Origin of the sequence: Achromobacter sp. B7 (genome assembly GCF_003600685.1) — a bacterium.
GTDB classification, from domain to species: Bacteria; Pseudomonadota; Gammaproteobacteria; order Burkholderiales; family Burkholderiaceae_B; genus Achromobacter; species Achromobacter spanius_B.
Genome location: NZ_CP032084.1, coordinates 6,189,346 through 6,208,195 on the forward strand (window position 1 = coordinate 6,189,346; position 18,850 = coordinate 6,208,195).

Consider the following 18,850-nt stretch of genomic DNA (forward strand, 5'->3'; position numbering starts at 1 on the left):
GGAAATTTGTGGTGCCCATGGCGCGGATCGAACGCGCGACCTCTCCCTTACCAAGGGAGTGCTCTACCACTGAGCCACATGGGCATTTAAAAATCTTGGAGCGGGTGAAGGGAATCGAACCCTCGTCGTAAGCTTGGAAGGCTTCTGCTCTACCATTGAGCTACACCCGCGGCATACCCATTCACCATCTCTTTATCCCAAACCCTCAAAATCAAGGCCCGGGGAACCTTACAACCTTCTTTGCGAAGGCCGCCCAGTTCCCTAGGCCTAATTTTAAAAATCCAGGCAGACATCGCCTGGATTTATAGAGTTGGGTCTCTGGTGGAGGAGATTGGATTCGAACCAATGTAGGCGCAAGGCCAACAGATTTACAGTCTGCCCCCTTTAACCACTCGGGCACCCCTCCAGCGGAGAACTTGAGATTATGAACACTTTCGAATCCGGTGTCAAACGCTTCGGATGAAAATATTCAAACCTTTTGTTCAACCACTCGCGTTTCCGCGCAGAGGGGCCGAAGTTTACAGGTTTCCGCGAATTGCTGCTTGCAAAAGTTGCGAATAAGCGTCGGCGGTGAAATTTACGGGGTTGGTTCCCCCTGAGGGATCCTCGCTGGCCATGCGCCCTACCCGCTCGGCCTGCCCTTCGTCGATGCCGATCTCGGCCAGCGTGTGGGGGATGCCCACCGCCTCGCGCAGTCTCAGCACCCAGTCCAGCACCGCGCCCGGGCCATCCCCGGGCAAATCCAGATAACGCGCCAGCGCCTCCAGCCTTGGCGCCACGGCATGCTGGTTTGCTTTGAGCACGTAAGGCATCAGGATCGCGTTGAGCATGCCGTGATGGGCGTCGTACAGCGCCCCCAATGGATGCGCCAGCGCGTGCATGGCGCCCAGGCCACGTTGGAATGCCGTGGCGCCCATCGTCGAGGCCACCAACATCTGCTGGCGTGCCTGCAAGTCGGTGCCATCGGCCACCGCTTGCGGCAGGTATTCCTTGATGATGCGCATGCCTTCAACCGCGATGCCGGCCGCCATCGGATGAAAGACCGGCGAACAATACGCTTCCAGGTTGTGCGACAGCGCGTCCATACCGGTGGCGGCGGTGATTCTTGCGGGCAGGCCGACGGTGAGTTCGGCGTCCAGGATCACGACGGCCGGCAACATGCGCGCGTGAAAAATGATGCGCTTGACCTGCGCGGCCTCGTCGGTGATGACCGATGCACGGCCCACCTCCGACCCCGTGCCGGCCGTGGTGGGCACCGCTACCACCGGCGCCATGCCCGCCACGTTCACCCGCAGATAGTTATCGCCGATATCTTCGAAATCCCACAGCGGGCGGTCTTGTCCCACCATCAACGCAATCGCCTTGGCGGCATCCAATGCCGATCCGCCCCCAAATGCAATGACGCCGTCGTGCCCGCCCTGCCGATAGGCGAGAACACCGTCTTCCACGTTACGCCCTGTTGGATTGCCCTTGATCTCGTGAAATACCTCGCAGTCCAGCCCCGCCTGGCGGCAGGCGCGCGCGGCGTCGGACAGCATTGGCAACGGCGCCAAGCCCGGATCCGTGACAAGCAACGGCCGGCGCATGCCCAGTTCCCGGCACCACTCGGGCAGCTCCTTGATTCGGCCGGGTCCGACCTTCATCGCGGTCGGGTAATTCCAGTTAACGCTGGGCACAGTCATGGTTCGATTCCTGACATGGTTCGATTCCTGATTAACGTCGTGTCAAAGCGCTGTCTCAGACGCTGCGTAGATGAAAGGACTTGGCTTGGGTCAGCTGCTCGTAACCGACTACGGACAGGGATACTCCCCGCCCCGAGTGCTTCACGCCGGTCCAGGCCAGCGCCGGATCCAGGTAGTCGCAACGGTTCATGAAGAACGTGCCCGCCTGCACTTGCCGGCCTAGCGATAACGCGGCGTCTTCATCCTGCGTGAAGACGGCGGCCGTGAGCCCGTAGGGGCTGTCATTCATCAGAGCGACCGCATCGTCATCACCATCGACCGGCATGATGCCTACGACGGGACCGAAACATTCGTCGCTCATTACGCGCATGCGATGGTTTACTCGCGTAAGGATGGCAGGCGCGACATAACACGAGCCTTCGCTCGCATTAGGAAAATATGAAGGATCAATCGCGTTCTGCGCACCCGCCAATATCGCTTCTGCAATGACGTCGCGAATTTCTGCCGCCGCGCGCGTGCGAACCACCGGCCCCAACGTCGTGTCGGCATGCAGCGGATTGCCCAGTACATAGTCTTGCGTCAGCGCAACGGCGCGCTCGACAAATTCGTCGTACCGCGACCGCGCCACGTAGATCCGCTGAATGCCGCAGCAGGATTGCCCCGAGTTGAAGAACGCACCGTCCACCAGGGATTCCACCGCGTGATCCAGCTTGGCGTCCTCGCGCACGTAGGCGGGGTCGTTGCCGCCCAATTCAAGCCCCACGCCGATAAACCGGCCGGCCGCGCTCTCCTCGATGCTGCGCCCCCCGCGCACCGAGCCCGTGAACGACACATAGCCGATCTCGAGTGCGCGAACCAGCCGCTGCACGGTGTCATGGTTGGCATGGAGATACTGGAACACGCCCGTGGGCGCGCCGGCGTCCCGAAACGCGCGATCGATCAGTTCAGCGCACAGCGGCGTCTGGTCGGAGTGTTTAAGGATGACGGTGTTACCCGCCATCAACGCCGGAACGATGCTGTTCACGGCGGTCAACAGCGGATAGTTCCACGGGGCTATCGTCAGCGCAACGCCGAGGGGCTCGCGGCTGATAAAGCGGGTAAAGCCCGATTGCTCGGGCACGCGGATCGGCGCCAGCGCTTGCTCGGCGATCGCAATCATGTGGCGCGCGCGTGATTCGAATCCGCCCACCTCGCCGGGCGTGTATCTCAAGGGCCGGCCCATCTGGATGGTGATCGCCCGTGCGATCTCCTCGCGTGCCGCGACAAAGCTGTCGACCGCCGCCGACACAATGCGCCCCCGCTCGGCGATGCTCAACGCTTGCCACACGCGCTGAGCCTGCCGGGCCTGTTCCAACGCTCGCGCGACCTGCGCATCGTCGGCGTAGGCACGGCGCACAACCTCGCGCCCGTCGATGGGACTGATGGTGATGAGTTCCTGAGTCATGGTCGCCCTATGCAAGCGTTGGCTTTGCGTTCAGATATCAGATGATCTCGAAATAACGCGCCAGCTCCCAGTCGGTGACGTGGCGCCGGAACTGCCGTTCTTCCCATTCGCGCGTTGCCGCGTAATGCTCGACGAACGCATCACCGAACAGATGGCGCGCCGCGTCTGACCCGCGCAGGCGCTGCGCGGCGTCCCACAACGTCGTGGGCAGGTGCAGATGCGCGGGAAATTGTTGTGTGTAGGCGTTGCCCTGCACCATGGGTTCCGGGGTCAACCCCTGTTCGATGCCGTACAGGCCGGACGCCAGCGCGGCCGACAGCGCCAGATAAGGATTGGCGTCCGCCGAGCCGATGCGCACTTCCACCCGCTGCGATTTATCACTGCCCGGGATAAGCCGCAGGGCCGTGGTGCGATTTTCCATGCCCCACGTGGCGTCCAGCGGCGCCCAATAGCCGGGCACCAGCCGCGAATAACTGTTGATGTTCTGCGCGTACAACACCATGAATTCGGGCAGGTAACGCTGCACACCCGCCATGAACGCAACCTGCGTCGCGCTCATTCCATGCGGCTGCGACTTATCGTAGAACGCCGACTGCCCGCTTTTCTTGTCGCGCAAAGACAAGTGGATGTGGCCGCTTTGGCCCGGATGCTCGTGCGACCACTTGGCCATGAACGTGGCCATCAAGCCGTTCTGTTGCGCCAGCGCCTTGGCGAAGGTCTTGAACAGAAATGCCTTGTCGCCGGCCAGGGCCGCCTGGTCCACCGCCAACGCCGCCTCCAGCACGCCCGGCCCCGTCTCGGTGTGCAGGCCTTCGATGGGCATGTCCATGCGCTCGCATAAATCAAGCAGCTTGCGGTAGAAGTCCCCTTCGACCGTACTGCGCAGCACCGAATAGCCGAAGTTGCCCGGCGTCCAGTTTTCCATGTTGCGATAGTGCTTGGCGCGCACCGAGTGCGGCGTTTCACGGAACATGAAGAATTCATATTCCAGCGCGGCGTAGACGTCGAACCCCATGTCCGCCGCACGGTCCAGCGTGCGGTGCAGCAGGCGACGCGGGCAGATGGCGGCGGCGTCGCCCTCGAACTCGGCCAGGAACAACAACATGTCTTCGCCGTTCGGGCCTTGCTCAAGCGGCAGGCGGCGCGCGGTTTGCGGCACGATACGCAGTTGCGCGTCGGGGTATGCGGTGTGCCAGCCCGTGTATTGCGTGTTGTCGTAGAGCTGATCGTCCAGATCCCAGCCCAGCACCACGTCGCAAAATGCCAGGCCGGAGCGCAGCGCGCCAAGGAACTTGTCACGCCGCAGGTACTTGCCCAACATGACGCCGTCGACGTCGGACAAGCCCACCTTGATGTGCGAAAGCGCGCTGGCCTGCACCAGCCGCTCCGCGTCTTCCACCGATGCTACCCCTAGCGAATGCATGCTTGTTCACCTTGTGGCTGAAGCCTTGCGTGGGACTGCGGACAAACGCCGCGGCCCCCGCTTGCGGGACAAGGGAAACCTACCGGCGTGCTCTCAGGGTTTTTCCGAGTCTAGACACCTTGCCGCGAATTTGCAGCCCTGTGCGTGCAGTATTTTCCCTAGGTTGCAGGGTCAGGGGCGGCCGGGCCATGGCCTCAGTCCAGTGACACGCCAGCCGTTTTCACCATGTCGGCCCAGTAGACGGTGTCTTCCTGCAGGCGCGTCTTGAAGGCGTCGGGCTGGCTGCCCACCGGCCAGCTGCCGCCGCTGTTGATCTTGGCAATCACGTTGGGCGACTTCATTGCCTGCGCCACGGCCTGGGCCAGGTACGCCACGCGCTCGGGCGGCGTGCCCGCCGGGGCGAACAGGCCATACCAGTCGTCCGCCGTAATGCCGTCCAGACCGCTTTGCTTGAGGGTCGGCGCCCCCTTGAAAATGCCGATGCTGTTCTCGTGGCTCAGGGCCAGGATGCGCAGCTTGCCGGCGGCCACCATCGGTTCAGCGGACGCCGGCGACGTAATCAGCATGTCGACCGTGCCGCCCATGAGATCCGTGATGGCCGGGGCGGCGCCACGATATGGCACGTGCACCAGATTCACGCCCGCCTTCTTGGACACCAGCGCTCCCATCAGATGGCTCATGGTGCCGTTGCCGGGTGTCGCGTACGTGATGATGCCCGGTTGCTTGCGCGCGGCGTCCAGGTAGTCGGAAAGTGTCTTGTAGGGGCTTTCGGTGCGAGCCACCAAAACCAGCGGCGCGGACGTGATCTGCGAAATCGGCGTGAAATCCTTGACCGGATCAAAGCCGACGTTCTTGTACAGGCGCGGGTTGACCGCCATGACACTGGTTTGCGACATCACCAACGTGTAGCCGTCGGGCTTGGCGCGGGACACCTGCGCAGTGCCCACGTTGCCGCCGGCGCCCGAACGATTTTCGACCACCACGCTCTGACCCGTGATGGCGCCCAGCTCCTGCGCGATCAGGCGGGCGACGTTGTCGTTGCCGCCCCCGGGGGGAAACGGCGACACGACGGTGATGGCCTGCTTGGGATAGTCGGCCGGCGCCTTCAGCGTCTGCGCCTGGACCTGGACTTGCAATGCGCCGGCCAGCAGCAAACCGGCGGCAGTCAATGCGGCCCAGCCGCGTGCGTGTTGTACGTGTCGTGCATGTCCTGCATGTTGTGCTTGATGCTTCATCTGGATTTCCCCTTGTGTCGGCGGCCGGATACTCGGCCGTCCCCTGCATGTCGGTTCGCCATGAACCGTCCGCACCCCGGCGCAAACGCCGGGGCGTAATGATCGATCTGATGCGTTGTAAGCGCCGCGCGGTCTCTGCGGACCGTCACGGCAGCGTCAGCGCGGCGGCTCAGCCCGCCGCGAAGCGATAGCCCGCCAATTCGCGGTCATCAATCTGCTTGACCAGGTTGGTTTCCCACGACAGGTATTGCCGCGCCGCCGCCTTGTTGCCGTCGTGGCGGTCATGCACGAAGAACAGATAGTCGATGCACTCGCTATCGGCGGGCCGGTCGGGCGTGGATTCCTGCGGGATGCCAGCCGCCGACCAGCTTGCCGGCGTACCGATGTTCACCTTGATGTCGGCGATGCCCAGCGCCCGCAGATCCTTGGCGGCCCATGCGGCCAACGCGGCATCCTCGGCCAGCAGGATGACGGGTTGGCCGGCATGCAAGTCCAGGCGATCAAGACGCGGCCGAATGGACCAACGCGCCCCCGCGATGTGCCCGGCGCGATAGCGCATGCCCGGGCGGATATCGATGGCTTGTGCACCGGTGCGCAATGCCGCCGCCAGAGCCTCGTCGGACAATATCGAGACGGCCGGCGTGTCCGCCCGTGGCTCGACGGGATCAAGGACCGCGCTGGTGCCCTCTTTCAACACGCAGGCGTCCCAACCCATCTGCCGCAACCAGCTTGCCGTCACGGGTGCGCGCACGCCTTCGGCGTCGAACACGACGATGCGCGCGCCGCGCACGGCCAGGTACTGGTCGGTGGCCTGCACCAGCTGGCCACCGGGCGCATGCTGCGCGCCAGGCAGCGACCCCTGCGCGAATTCCTCCGCGCTGCGCACGTCGCACAGGAAACTGGTGCGCGACGTGTCGCGCAGCCATTGCCGCACGGTGGCGGCATCCACGATCGGCACGCCGTGGCGCGCAGCCAACCGCGATGAACGCTCGGCAAGCGCAGGCAAGGCTTCCGTTTCGATTCCGTCTTCGTAACGGCGGCGTGCCCCGTGTTCCAGTTGCAGGTCTTCCAGATACCAACCCTGCGTGCCGTTTTCCAACGCATAGACGGGGTTAGGCACGCCCAGGTTGATCAGCGTCTGCGCGCCGATGATGCTGCGGGTGCGGCCCGCGCAATTGATCACGATCGTGGTCTTCGGATCCTTGGCCAGCGTGTGTACGCGCAATGCCAGTTCACCGTTGGGGCAGCAGATGCCGCCGGGAATGCTCATCTTCTGGTATTCCGCATACGGCCGACCGTCAAGCACGATCAGATCATCGCCTCGCTCTTGGCGCGCAGCCAATTCCCGCGCGCTGATACGGGGGGTGTGGAAAACTTCTTCAGCCAGTTCGCCGAACGTTTTGCTGGGCACGTTCACGCCCGCGAAGGCGGCGTAACCGTCGCGCTGCCACTGGGCGATGCCGCCGGCCAGCCGACGCACCTGCTGATAGCCCAGGTCGCTCAGCGCCCGGGCGGCGCGCGCGGCCGTCTGGTCATCGCCGCCCTCGTCGTACACCACCACCCGCGCATTGCGTCGGGGGGCCAGACGCACGATGTCCACTTCAAGCCGGCTGTACGGCACGGGCGCGGCGTAAAACAGGTGCGACTCACCATATTGGCCGTGTTCGCGCACGTCCAGCAAGGCGATTTCCTGGCCATCGTGCAGCCATTGCTTGAGCGTATGCGCGTCGATGTCGGCGGCGGGGGAAGCGGAGGTTGCGTGCATCATGGAATTCAAAGGGAACGAGAAATTTTGGTCATGGCGGACAGCCCTTGTTCAAGGTCGCCGATCAGGTCTATGGGGTCTTCAAGGCCGATATGCAGGCGCAACATGGCGCCGCGCGGCGTTGCGTCGGGCAGCGCACGCGTGTCCAGCCGCACAGGAATCACCAGGCTTTCAAAACCGCCCCACGACGCACCGATACCAAACAGCTCCAGGCTGTCGATCAGGCGGTCGGCGTCCGCCGCGGTATACGCGCCATCCAGTTCAAGGGTCAGCAGCCCGTTGGCGCCGGTGCAGTCCCGCCGCCAGATCGCATGCGAAGGGTCGCCGGGCAGCGCCGGACACAGCACGCGCTTTATTTCGGGGCGGCCTTGAAGCCACGTAGCGACTCGCGCCGCATTGGCGGCGTGCTGCGCCATGCGCAACGGCAAAGAGCGCATGCCGCGCAAGACCAGGAAGGCGTCATCCGCGCCCACGGTCTGGCCGAAGTCGATATTGGCGCGTTCCAGCGCGCGCCAGGCGCGAGCATTCGTGACCACGGCGCCCATCATCACGTCGGCATGGCCGCCCAGGTATTTGGTCGCCGCCATCACGGAAATATCCGCGCCCAAGGTCAGCGGTTTGTATATCAACCCCGACGCCCACGTGTTATCCACAGCCAGCCAGCAATCGTGTTTTTTCGCGGCTGTGGATAAGTCGCAAAGGTCGGGCATGTCGTACGTCAACGAACCCGGGGCCTCGGCGTAAATCATGCGTGTGTTCGGCCGGATCAGTGCTTCGACACCAACGCCATCGGGCCGATAAAACGTGTACTCGATGCCCAACCGGCTCAGGTGTTCGACGCAGAAGCGGCGCACGGGTTCATACACGGCGTCGGTGACCAACACGTGATCGCCCGAGCGCAAAAATGCCAGCAGCACCATCGCAATGGCAGCCTGCCCGGTGGGATACAGCGCGGCGCGGTGGCCCTGCTCCAGTTCAACCAGTGCATCTTCCAGCGCGTGCGTGCTGTCGGTGCCGCGCGCGCCGTACGAAGGCAAGCGCTCTTGTTCGCGGCGCGTGCGCGTGTCGCGCCACGCGGCAACGCTGTCGAATACGTAAGTGCTGGCGCGCGTCACGGGGGTGTTCACCCACCCCTGATGCGGGCGCCCGGCACGCAACAGCCTCGTCGCCGACTGGTAGGGCTTTTTCATGATCAGCGGCGCGTCTTCACGCCAATCGGCATGACCTTGCAGGTGCCGGCCTCCAGGTCGAAGCCCAGGCGCTGGTCCAGGGTTTCCAGCGCGCGGCCGTACATGTGCAGGTGGCGGATGACGCTGTCGCCCTGGATTTCCACGGCGTGGATATCGTCGGGCATCAACGCAATGCCGGCGCCCGGGCCCACCACCACGGTGCCCTTCTTTTCCAGGCGGCCCACGCCCGGCACGGATCCATCATCCAGGCGGTCGTAGACGTAGTTGTATTCCACCCCTTCCACGGCGGCGATACAGGCCCAGGTGGTGTGGTTGTGCGGCACGATCTTGTTGCCCGGGCGCATGACGTTCAGGTACAGCGCGTAGCTTTTGTCGTCGTCTTCGGCGATCAGGTAGCGGGCCTGCCGTTCGCCGTCCTCGGGCGGCGCGTACCGTTCACCCGTCCACCAGTCGGTGTGCGCGGCAAGGCCAATCAACTCTTGCAGGACCGCGTCCAGGCTGTCTCGATTCAGCCCTTTATTTCCTACAGTTTTTTTAATATTTTCAATAGCGGCCTCAATGCCCGCCTGATTTGGATGTGCGTTGTTCACCTTGCTTTTCCCTCTTGGTGCATGAGTTATTGGGATTACTGTATCGCCGGGAACGGGCACCAACAATTTAAATTGCCTTAACATCTCATTAGCATCGCTAATACGTTGAGGGCACCATGCGCAATCTGGATCTGGATCTGCTTCGCACACTGACTGCTATCGCCCAGCACAGCACCTTTTCTGAGGCGGCCAACCGGCTGCACAAGACGCAGTCGGCCATCACACAGCAGATGCAGCGGCTGGAATCCACCATCGGGCTGCCGTTGTTTGAAAAGCAGGGGCGCAACAAGGTGCTGTCATCGCATGGGCGGCGGCTGGTGGAATACGCGCGCCACATGCTGGCCATCAACGATGAGGCTCTGCGCGCGTTGCAGGACGGCCCACTGGAAGGAGACCTGCGCCTGGGGGCGCCGCTGGATGTGGCGGACACCATCCTGCCGACGCTGTTGACGCACATCGCCCGGTCGGCGCCGCGGGTGAAGCTGGAGATTCGGGTGGATCGCAGCCCTTTCCTGATGGACGCACTGCGCGCCGGCGAGATCGACCTGACGATTTCGACGCGGTTTGATCAGGACTTCGAAGGCGTCGCACTGCGTACATCTCCCACGGTATGGTTGGCGTCCGCCGACTATGTGCATGACCCGCACGCGCCCGTTCCGCTGGTGCTGGCCGACGAGCCCAGCATTTTTCGCCGCTTGGCCTTGAACGCGTTGGAACAGGCGCGCGTACGCTGGCATACCAATTACGTGGCGCCGAATCTGGTGGGGATCAAGGCGGCGTTGCGCGCCGGCCTGGGCGTGACGGCACGCAGCGTAGAGCTGTTGGGGCCTGAAATGCGCGTGCTGGGCGAAAAGGAAGGCTTGCCGCCCTTGCCGGACGTGACCTATTTCCTGTGGATAAGACGCGATCTGATCAATCCGCTGACGCGGCAGGTCTACGACATGTTGCGCAGCAACCTGGGGTTGGCGCAGCAGCCCGACGCGGCGGCGCAAGTGCCGCGCGCGTCGTAGCTATCGCGCTTTTAGTAGCGGTCGAAGATGGTCTGGATCTGCGTCGCGTCGCGCGTGACGGACAAGGCCAGCATCAACAGGATGCGCGCCTTTTGCGGGTTCAAGTCGCGTGCAGCGATGAAGCCCAGCAGCCCGTCGTCCAATTCGACATCGCGGGCCACGAAACCGCTGCCGGTGCGGCTGGACCGCACCACCGCCACGCCGTCGGCCACGGCACGACCCAGCGCACCGATGGCCAGATCAGGCGCATTGCCATCGCCCACGCCGGCCAGCACGATGCCGTCGGCGGCTCGCGCAACAAAGTCGATCACGTCGCCTTGCATATCGGCATGGGCGTAAACCACGTCCACGCGCGGCCAGCCGGACTTTTCCAGTAATGCGAGTGAAAACTCGCTTTGTGCGGAATGAACGGTGGTGTTGCGAGAATAAAAACATGGCTCGCCACCATGCATCACGCCGGCACGACCACGATTGGGCGACGCAAAGGCGCACAGTCCCGCACTGGCGGTCTTCTGGATTTCACGTGCGTAATGCACGTCTTCATTCATGACGACCAGCGGCCCACGGCCGCGCGCATCGGGGTGGCGCGCCAGCGCCACTGCGTTGTAGAGATTGGCCGGGCCTTCGGCGCCCAGGGCCGTGGCCGGGCGCATGGCGCCGACCAGCACCACGGGCTTGTCGTGTTGAATGATCAGGCTGAGAAAGTAAGCCGTTTCTTCAAGCGTATCGGTGCCGTGCGTAATGACGATGCCGGCCACCGAGGCATCCTGGCAAAGCGCGTCAACGCGCGCAGCGAGCGCATGCCAGACCGCGTGCGTCATGTTCTGGCTGCCTACGTTGGCGATTTGTTCCGCGCGGATATCCGCAATGCGGGCCAGCTGCGGCACCGCGCCCAGCAGGTCATTGACCGAAAACGAACCGGCCTTGTAGCCGGCCGACGTCGCGTCGGATTGAGCGCCCGCGATGGTGCCGCCCGTGGCCAATACGGCAATGACCGGCAACGCGTGCTCAGGCATCCACGACCCCGGACAAGCCCTGGCGTTCCAGCAGCGAATTCAGGTGTTCCCAACCATGGAAGTCGATGACGATCTGGCCTTTTTCCTTGGCGCCCACCTTCAAGGCAACGCGCGTTCCCAGATGGTCGGACAGCGCCTCTTCAAGACGCGTCAGGTCGCGTGAGGCGCCGTTGGCCTTCTTGCGCGGCGACGAGGCAGACTCGGCGTCCTTGGCGGTCTTGGCGACCAACTTTTCGGCCTCGCGCACCGACAGGCGGCGCGCGATGATCTGGTTGGCCAACTGGATCTGCGTGGCCGCATCCACCGCCAGCAGCGCACGCGCGTGGCCCATGTCTACGTCGCCGGCCAGCAGCATCGTTTGCACCGGCGCCGCCAGGTTCAACAGGCGCAGCAGGTTGCTGGTGGCCGAACGCGAACGCCCGATCGCCTGCGCGGCCTGCTCGTGCGTCAGACCAAATTCGTCCAGCAGACGGCGCACGCCATGCGCCTCTTCAAGCGGATTCAGATCTTCGCGCTGGATGTTTTCGATCAGCGCCATAACGGCCGCGTTTTCGTCGGCCACCTCGCGCACCAGCACAGGCACTTCCTTCAAGCCGGCCAGTTGCGCGGCGCGAAAACGGCGTTCGCCCGCGATGATCTCGTAATGGCCAGGCGCGGAATCGCCCAGCCCGCGTACCAGAATGGGCTGCATGATGCCTTGCGTGCGGATCGATTCGGCCAGCTCACCCAGGGCGCCCTCGTCCATGCGCGTACGCGGCTGATACTTGCCGGCGCGCATCTTCGAGATGGGCAAGGTGGATGGCGGACCCTCGGGCTTGGCCGCGGCGGCCTTGCCGATGTTGTCGATCGCAGGCGCGTCCGCGCCAAGCAAGGCGTCCAGTCCGCGACCCAATCCCTTGGGTTTCTTGGTGGCCATAGTTAAATCCTCTTTCCTTCTGTTTTTGTATCCTGGGCCGAAGCTCAGGCGTGCCGCTGCTCGGCGGGCAAGCGGTACCAATACGCGTAACAGTCTTTGAAACCGTAGCGGCCATACAGGGCGCGCGCGGCGGTATTGTCCGGCTCGACTTGCAAATATGCCGTCGTGGCGCCGCCGCAGGCGCCCTGGCTCAGTAGGTGATCCATCAAGGCATCGGCATAGCCTTTACGCCGTTGCGCGGGATCGGTGACGATGTCGAACAGGCCCACCAAGTCGTCGTCGCGGACTGCCAGGCCTGCGGCGACGCATTGCCCGGCGGCATCGAATGCCAGCACGGGCAGCTTATCCACAGCCAGTCCTTGCAGCCGCGCCTGGTGTTCGACGATGTGCTCCGGCGTAGACCCACGCATGGCGCCGACCGCTTGCGCGAAGCGATCGGTGTCGACGTTCCTGAAAGACAGGCCGCCCCGGGCGCTGAGTCTGGGGGCGAGCGACATGCTCATGACTCGGGTCTCACCGGTGTAGGTATAGCCTCGGGCCTCCAGCTCGGCATCCAGCGAGAAATCGGGGCCGATGGAGGTTATGCGCAGCACCATGGGCAAGCTCTGGCGCGCATACAACGAAGAACAATACGCCAGCCGCTCGTCCAGCGGACGTGTGGATAACCCCAGCACGTTGACGCTGCGCACCCGCTTGGCGGGCGACGCTGCAAAACGCACGAGCCAGCCATCATAGAGCAGCTGCGCGCGCACCGCCGTGGCATTCAACGCGGCCTCTTCCAGGCGCACGCGCAGGCGGTCGCGCTCGTCGGCAGGCGGCGGGCGAAACGTGGGCGATACGGGGCGGGAAAAGAGCGCGGTGACGGACATGGCGAAAGGCTTAATCCAGATCCTTTCTGACGCGCTCGATCATTTCGGCGCCGAACGAGATATAGGCTTGTGCGCCGCGTGACGCGCGGTCATACACGACACCCGGCATGCCGTAACTGGGTGCTTCGGCCAAGCGCACGTTGCGGGGCACGACCGTCTTGAACACCTTGTCTCCAAAGTGCGCTTCAAGTTGCGCGGACACTTGCTGTTGCAACGTCATGCGCGGATCGAACATGACGCGCAACAATCCGATCACGCGCAAATCATCGTTGATGTTGCGGTGAACGCGCTTGATGGTGTTGACCAGATCGGACAAGCCTTCAAGGGCGAAGTATTCGCACTGCATCGGGATGATGACGCCGTGCGCCGCGGCCAGGCCGTTAAGCGTCAGCAGCGACAACGTGGGCGGGCAATCGATCAATACAAAATCGTACTGGCCCGAAACAGTATCGATCGCCCTTTTCAGCTGGCGCTCGCGCTCTTCCATCTGAACCAGGTCGATCTCGGCGCCGGAAAGTTCGCGATTGGCCGGCAGCACGTCATAGCCGCCGGATTCGGACTTCACGCGGGCCTGTTCAATGGTGGCCTCGCCAATCAGCACTTGGTACAGATTCGATTCCAGCGCATTCTTATCGATGCCGCTGCCCATCGTGGCATTGCCCTGCGGGTCCAGGTCCACCAGCAGCACGCGTTGATTGTGCGTGGCAAGGCCCGCCGCCAGATTGATGGCGGTCGTCGTCTTGCCCACACCGCCCTTTTGGTTGGCGATGCAGAAGACGCGGGCGGCTGTGCTGGGGGGTAAGTTCTTCATAGGGTTCCTTGACTGCGTCCTTCGCCGCGCCCTTGATTGCGGCGCATCCAGATCAGGCAGCGTTCTGCTTGCAGCTCCGGCACGCGAAGCGGCTGAATGTGATCGACCTGCCAGTCCCCGCGCGCGTGCAGCGCAAGAATTTCTTCTTCGGGGACCTTGCCCTTCATCGCGACGAGGGTACCATCGTTGCGCACGTGGCGACCCGCAAGCTGCGCAAAATCGTCCAGCGAAGCAAAGGCCCGCGAGGTCACGATGTGACATTCGGCGGGCTCCAGCGTTTCGATGCGTGCATGCAGTGCGTGCAGATTCGGCAGGCTGAGCGCGCCGCTCATCTGACGCACGAATGCGGTTTTCTTTTCAACGGCGTCGATGCAGGTCACCGACCATGCGGGCTGCATGATGGCCAGAACGACGCCTGGCAAGCCGCCGCCCGATCCCACGTCGTAGACCTTTGCCGATACGCCCGCGTCGCCCAGCGCCTTGTAAAACGGCGCCACGGCCGACAAGCTATCGAACAGATGCTGGATCAACATCTGTTGCGGATCGCGGATGGCGGTGAGGTTGTACGTGCGGTTCCAGCGCTGCATCTGCGCCATGTAGTTCAGCAACTTGGCTTGCTGATCTGCATCGGCAGGCAGCCCCAGCTGCTCGCACGCACGAGACAGGCGGCCGGCCATGTCAGCGCCGGCCTGATCGGTGTGGGCGGTCATGCGGCTTGCTTGCGCGAGCCGTAGTGCAGGCGCTTCAGGTGTATGAGCAGCAGCGAGATCGCGGCCGGGGTCACGCCCGAGATACGCGCGGCCTGGCCGACGGTTTCGGGGCGATGCGTCTTGAGCTTCTGGCGCACTTCGAACGACAGGCTGGTCACGGCGTCGTAATCGACGTCCGCCGGAATGGGCTGCAGCTCGTGCGAGATCTGCTTCTGGACTTCATCTTGCTGCCGCGCGATGTAGCCGGCGTACTTCACCTGGATTTCGACCTGTTCGGCCAGGATGTCGTCAGCGACCACGCCGGGGCCGGCCAACAATGAGCCGTCGGCGTTTTGCACGGCCATCAATGCTTCATAGGAAACATTCGGGCGCTTCAACAGATCAGCTAGTGAGTACTCACGTTCAATCGCCTTGCCCAACAACGGCTCGGCAATCTCTACCGGCATGACTCGCGGATTTACCCACGAGGACTTTAGCCGTTCCACTTCCGCCGCCACAGCGTCCCGCTTGCGGTTGAAGGCGTCCCAACGGGCGTCGTCAACAATACCCAGCTGTCGACCGATTTCGGTGAGGCGCAGGTCGGCGTTGTCTTCGCGCAGGCTTAGCCGGTATTCCGCACGCGAGGTGAACATGCGATAAGGCTCGGTCACGCCGCGCGTGACCAGGTCATCCACCAGCACACCCAGATAGGCTTCGTCGCGGCGCGGCGTCCACTGGTCCCGGCCAAGGGAAAGCAGCGCGGCGTTGACGCCTGCCAGCAGGCCTTGCGCGGCAGCTTCTTCGTACCCGGTCGTACCGTTGATCTGACCCGCGAAAAACAGACCGCCAATCGCTTTGGTCTCAAGGGTGCTCTTCAATCCACGTGGATCAAAGTAGTCGTATTCGATCGCGTAGCCCGGGCGCATGATGTGCGCGTTTTCCAGCCCCCGCAGAGAGTGGATCAGCTCTAGCTGCACATCGAACGGCAGGCTGGTGGAGACGCCGTTGGGATAGACCTCGTGCGTATCCAACCCTTCGGGTTCCAGGAAGACCTGGTGCGATTCCTTGTCGGCGAAACGATGGATCTTGTCTTCGATGGACGGGCAGTATCGCGGGCCCACCCCTTCGATGACGCCGCTGTACATCGGGGAACGGTCCAGGCCACCGCGGATGATGTCGTGGGTACGCGCGTTGGTATGCGTAATCCAGCAGGGAAGCTGGCGGGGGTGCATGGACACATTGCCCATGTAAGAGAACACGGGGACCGGGTCCAGGTCACCGGGTTGCTCTTCCAGGATGCTGGTGTTGATGGTCCGCCCGTCGATGCGCGGGGGCGTTCCGGTCTTCAGGCGCCCCTGCGGCAGCTTCAGTTCTTTCAGTCGCTGGCCCAGGGAAATGGCGGGAGGATCACCCGCCCGACCGCCCGAATAGTTTTGCAGTCCCACGTGAATCAGGCCGTTCAGAAAGGTACCGGCCGTCAGGACAACGGTCTTTGCACGAAACTTCAGGCCAACCTGCGTCACAGCGCCAACGACACGGTCCCCTTCCACCATCAGGTCTTCCACCGCTTGCTGGAACAGCCAGAGATTCGGCTGATTCTCCAGGCGGCCCCGGATCGCTTGACGGTACAGGACTCGGTCGGCCTGGGCGCGCGTGGCGCGCACAGCTGGCCCCTTCGAGCCGTTGAGAATGCGGAATTGAATCCCCGCTTCGTCCGTGGCCAAAGCCATCGCGCCACCCAGGGCGTCGACTTCTTTAACCAGATGGCCCTTGCCGATCCCGCCAATGGAGGGATTGCAAGACATTTGGCCTAGGGTTTCGATGTTGTGCGTCAACAGCAACGTGCGCGCGCCAGCGCGGGCAGCAGCCAGTGCCGCTTCAGTGCCGGCGTGGCCGCCACCAACGACGATGACATCGAATTCGCGGGGATAGTCCATGATGGGAAGGAAAGATAAGAAGGCGTTCGGTGCTCATTATAGAGGCAGGGATTGCATGTTTCACGTGAAACATTCCGGCACTCAGATTGAGCCGGCGGTTGCAGCTGCGGCGTCTGTTATTGACAACGCGCGGGTAGGTGCGATCGACGAATATGTCGGCAAGTGCCGGCGTCCCGTTCAATGTTTCACGTGGAACATATCGCCGGATGTGAAGAACGAATAGCACGCTGGCGAGCTGACGGGGGTCGGCGTGGAGGTTCCTCGCCCTTGATCCTGAGCCCACCCCGATGTTTCACGTGGAACAACCGGCCGTCCGCGATGTTTCACGTGAAACGTCGAAACCATGCCGAACGTAGTGGGCAAAGAAAACAGCGGTCCGTTTCGCGTGGAATGGTTGCACTGTATCCACGGTCCGATGAAGTAGTAGCGGGCGACGTTTCACGTGAAACATCGGTTAAGCGCCCGAGGGGAAAGGACAACAATCTCTTCAATCATGCCTGCGGTATTTGTTCCACGTGAAACACCCGCGCGCTCGTTGACGCGTAATCGCCATAACGCGGGTGTTTCACGTGGAACATCCTCGCGTGTATGCCGACGTCTATCCAAACTTGCAACGTTGCATCGACTTGATCGGCCTTGAGCGCGCGATGACTCGGCCAATTAACTGCAAAGAAAACGCAACGCCCATATCTAAAAAAATGCGTTTTCTACCCCCTACCCTACCCCTTACCCAGAACAAGCCGTTATTTTCTTATTTAGGTAAACCGTCCACCGACAAAACCACGGAGAGCGCGAAGGCAAACTTTTCTGTACAGCAAAAATCGAGCCCAGGAAATATCACCGCTTGCATCGCCATGCAATAAGTCCGACAGAGCATTTGTGTACAGCTCCCGAATTCGAACTCTCACGGTCGCGCCAGCGTCGAACTTCCGAGGACGGGCCAATCAGTCGGAGGCCACCTAATGGCTCCAGGTTATGCACACCGTCATGTGAGTAAGTCGACTCCATTCCTGAAACCCAGACGAACGACTTATCAACAACTGGCGAGCTGAAAATCTAATAACCGCAGGCGAATTCACGTGGAACAACTTTGGGGATAACTTGTTGGGCCGACGACAACCACCGGGCCTTACCGTGATTCAAACCAGCCAGTCCGCGACGGCAACATCAGCATTGGCATTTAAATTACTAGAGCGGGCTTCATAGGAGAACCCGCTTCAAATAAGAGGAATTCCCCGTCAGACGCGCGAGTAATCTGGCATTAAGCCAAACCCAAGCGAACGCTATTTTTCACGTGGACAACTTTGTGGATAAGATGCCAATCCGCACGCAATACCGCCCACAAGTCCTGCACACTTTTAATTTGAAGCGATCGCCATTGCCGGGAACTAGATCCGCAGCGGCAAGTCAAATTGCGACGAAAACTCGCGCACGGCTTATCCACAAACTTGTGCAGACTTACCGTTTTTGTCACGCGTATTTTCCGCAAGCACGGGCGCAGCAATTATTGATTGCACAAGTATCTTGCCCGGCGGAAACGCCGTGCGCCATCATCCATTTGGAGGAGAGGCGGCGGTTTCATGTGAACCCTGTGGAAAACTCGCTCGGCCGGCTTCGCAGAGTTCTTCCGCACTTGGAGAGAACCTGTTTCGCGATTGACGCGGCCTGGGCAGAAAACTCCCACAGCGAACAGCGAAAGCACAATCTGGCGGGCTGGACGCGATGCCAAAACGGGCCGGCCCGCGTTCCTATCCCCAATTCTATCCACAGGCTGAGCAGGCTATTTTGGCGGCTTTCGGGCAAGAATCTGTGCATAACCGGGATGGGGATATCTTTGTGAACAACCGCGCCGAAATGAAAAAAAGGCCGGTCTAAACGGCCGCTAAACCCCTCATCGAGGGCGGCCCCATCCGAAAGACGGCCCCATTGAAAAGTGCCGCCAAGCGCCCGTTTTCCCTGGGGAAATGCTGGTTTTCTTCTGATACGAGGGCATGGCAGGCCGCCATTTGAGCCTTGCTTGGCCGGCGCCATCGAGTAAATGGTAAAAACCAAAAATCTGTGCAAAACCCCGTATATGCCGAGCACGGTGCTTCATTAATGAGCACCCAAACCTCGATGCTCAAAAATAATTATCCACAGAGTTATCCAAGGTTTGAGAACATGTTAGTGGACACTAACATTAAGCTGTCGCTGACCCAGAGGCGTTGCTGACCATTAGGCCGCACAAATGAAACAACGCCCCAGATCCGGAGATCTTGGGGCGTTGTAGCCAG

General features: G+C 62.1%; 14 protein-coding genes and 3 tRNA genes. 1 reads left to right on the forward strand and 16 read right to left on the reverse strand.

Features of this window, described 5'->3' with window-relative positions; genetic code table 11:
* Positions 1–9: 9 nt before the first annotated feature.
* The 10 genes from DVB37_RS28050 to DVB37_RS28095 all read right to left on the reverse strand — a co-directional run bounded on the left by DVB37_RS28050 (position 10) and on the right by DVB37_RS28095 (position 9,329).
* Positions 10–84, reverse strand: a tRNA-Thr gene (locus DVB37_RS28050).
* A 12-nt stretch (positions 85–96) separates the two neighbouring features.
* A tRNA-Gly gene (locus DVB37_RS28055) sits at positions 97–170 on the reverse strand.
* 149 nt (positions 171–319) lie between these two features.
* A tRNA-Tyr gene (locus DVB37_RS28060) sits at positions 320–406 on the reverse strand.
* Between the two features lie 112 nt (positions 407–518).
* A complete protein-coding gene (locus DVB37_RS28065) occupies positions 519–1,682 on the reverse strand; it encodes an iron-containing alcohol dehydrogenase (protein ID WP_120157336.1) in 1,164 nt (387 codons plus the stop codon).
* A gap of 55 nt (positions 1,683–1,737) precedes the next feature.
* A complete protein-coding gene (locus DVB37_RS28070) occupies positions 1,738–3,126 on the reverse strand; it encodes an aldehyde dehydrogenase family protein (RefSeq protein WP_120157337.1) in 1,389 nt (462 codons plus the stop codon).
* A 37-nt stretch (positions 3,127–3,163) separates the two neighbouring features.
* The gene (locus DVB37_RS28075) at positions 3,164–4,549 is read right to left on the reverse strand and encodes a glutamine synthetase family protein (protein ID WP_046806055.1); all 1,386 of its coding nucleotides are present in this window, start codon (positions 4,547–4,549) and stop codon (positions 3,164–3,166) included.
* 194 nt (positions 4,550–4,743) lie between these two features.
* Positions 4,744–5,784 carry a tripartite tricarboxylate transporter substrate binding protein gene (locus DVB37_RS28080; protein WP_120157338.1) on the reverse strand — a complete coding sequence of 347 codons (1,041 nt, stop codon included), beginning with the start codon at positions 5,782–5,784 and terminating at the stop codon, positions 4,744–4,746.
* 169 nt (positions 5,785–5,953) lie between these two features.
* Positions 5,954–7,549, reverse strand: a complete 1,596-nt coding sequence (locus tag DVB37_RS28085; protein ID WP_371683151.1) for a rhodanese-like domain-containing protein — start codon at positions 7,547–7,549, stop codon at positions 5,954–5,956.
* 8 nt (positions 7,550–7,557) lie between these two features.
* Positions 7,558–8,739, reverse strand: coding sequence for a cystathionine beta-lyase (gene metC / locus DVB37_RS28090; protein WP_120157340.1), 1,182 nt, complete (start codon positions 8,737–8,739; stop codon positions 7,558–7,560).
* A 2-nt stretch (positions 8,740–8,741) separates the two neighbouring features.
* Positions 8,742–9,329, reverse strand: a complete 588-nt coding sequence (locus DVB37_RS28095; protein ID WP_046806059.1) for a cysteine dioxygenase family protein — start codon at positions 9,327–9,329, stop codon at positions 8,742–8,744.
* Between the two features lie 116 nt (positions 9,330–9,445).
* Here DVB37_RS28095 and DVB37_RS28100 point away from each other — a divergent pair, with 116 nt between their 5' ends.
* Positions 9,446–10,339 carry a LysR substrate-binding domain-containing protein gene (locus tag DVB37_RS28100; RefSeq protein ID WP_046806060.1) on the forward strand — a complete coding sequence of 298 codons (894 nt, stop codon included), beginning with the start codon at positions 9,446–9,448 and terminating at the stop codon, positions 10,337–10,339.
* Between the two features lie 11 nt (positions 10,340–10,350).
* On the opposite strand, the gene DVB37_RS28105 is transcribed toward DVB37_RS28100, so the two are convergent.
* From DVB37_RS28105 to mnmG, 6 genes are read right to left on the reverse strand one after another with little or no spacing between them, the layout of a single operon-like run.
* On the reverse strand, positions 10,351–11,355 hold the full coding sequence (locus tag DVB37_RS28105; protein WP_120157341.1) for an asparaginase: 1,005 nt from the start codon (positions 11,353–11,355) through the stop codon (positions 10,351–10,353).
* Positions 11,348–12,271, reverse strand: coding sequence for a ParB/RepB/Spo0J family partition protein (locus DVB37_RS28110; RefSeq protein ID WP_046806062.1), 924 nt, complete (start codon positions 12,269–12,271; stop codon positions 11,348–11,350). The genes DVB37_RS28105 and DVB37_RS28110 overlap by 8 nt, the downstream gene beginning before the upstream one ends.
* A gap of 44 nt (positions 12,272–12,315) precedes the next feature.
* Positions 12,316–13,140: an N-acetyltransferase gene (locus DVB37_RS28115; RefSeq protein WP_120157342.1), complete on the reverse strand. Its 825-nt coding sequence runs from the start codon at positions 13,138–13,140 to the stop codon at positions 12,316–12,318.
* A 10-nt stretch (positions 13,141–13,150) separates the two neighbouring features.
* On the reverse strand, positions 13,151–13,951 hold the full coding sequence (locus DVB37_RS28120; protein WP_046806063.1) for a ParA family protein: 801 nt from the start codon (positions 13,949–13,951) through the stop codon (positions 13,151–13,153).
* Positions 13,948–14,661 carry a 16S rRNA (guanine(527)-N(7))-methyltransferase RsmG gene (gene rsmG / locus DVB37_RS28125; RefSeq protein ID WP_120157343.1) on the reverse strand — a complete coding sequence of 238 codons (714 nt, stop codon included), beginning with the start codon at positions 14,659–14,661 and terminating at the stop codon, positions 13,948–13,950. Before rsmG ends, DVB37_RS28120 begins: the two co-directional genes overlap by 4 nt.
* Positions 14,658–16,577 carry a tRNA uridine-5-carboxymethylaminomethyl(34) synthesis enzyme MnmG gene (mnmG, locus tag DVB37_RS28130; protein WP_046806065.1) on the reverse strand — a complete coding sequence of 640 codons (1,920 nt, stop codon included), beginning with the start codon at positions 16,575–16,577 and terminating at the stop codon, positions 14,658–14,660. Before mnmG ends, rsmG begins: the two co-directional genes overlap by 4 nt.
* Between the last annotated feature and the right edge of the window lie 2,273 nt (positions 16,578–18,850).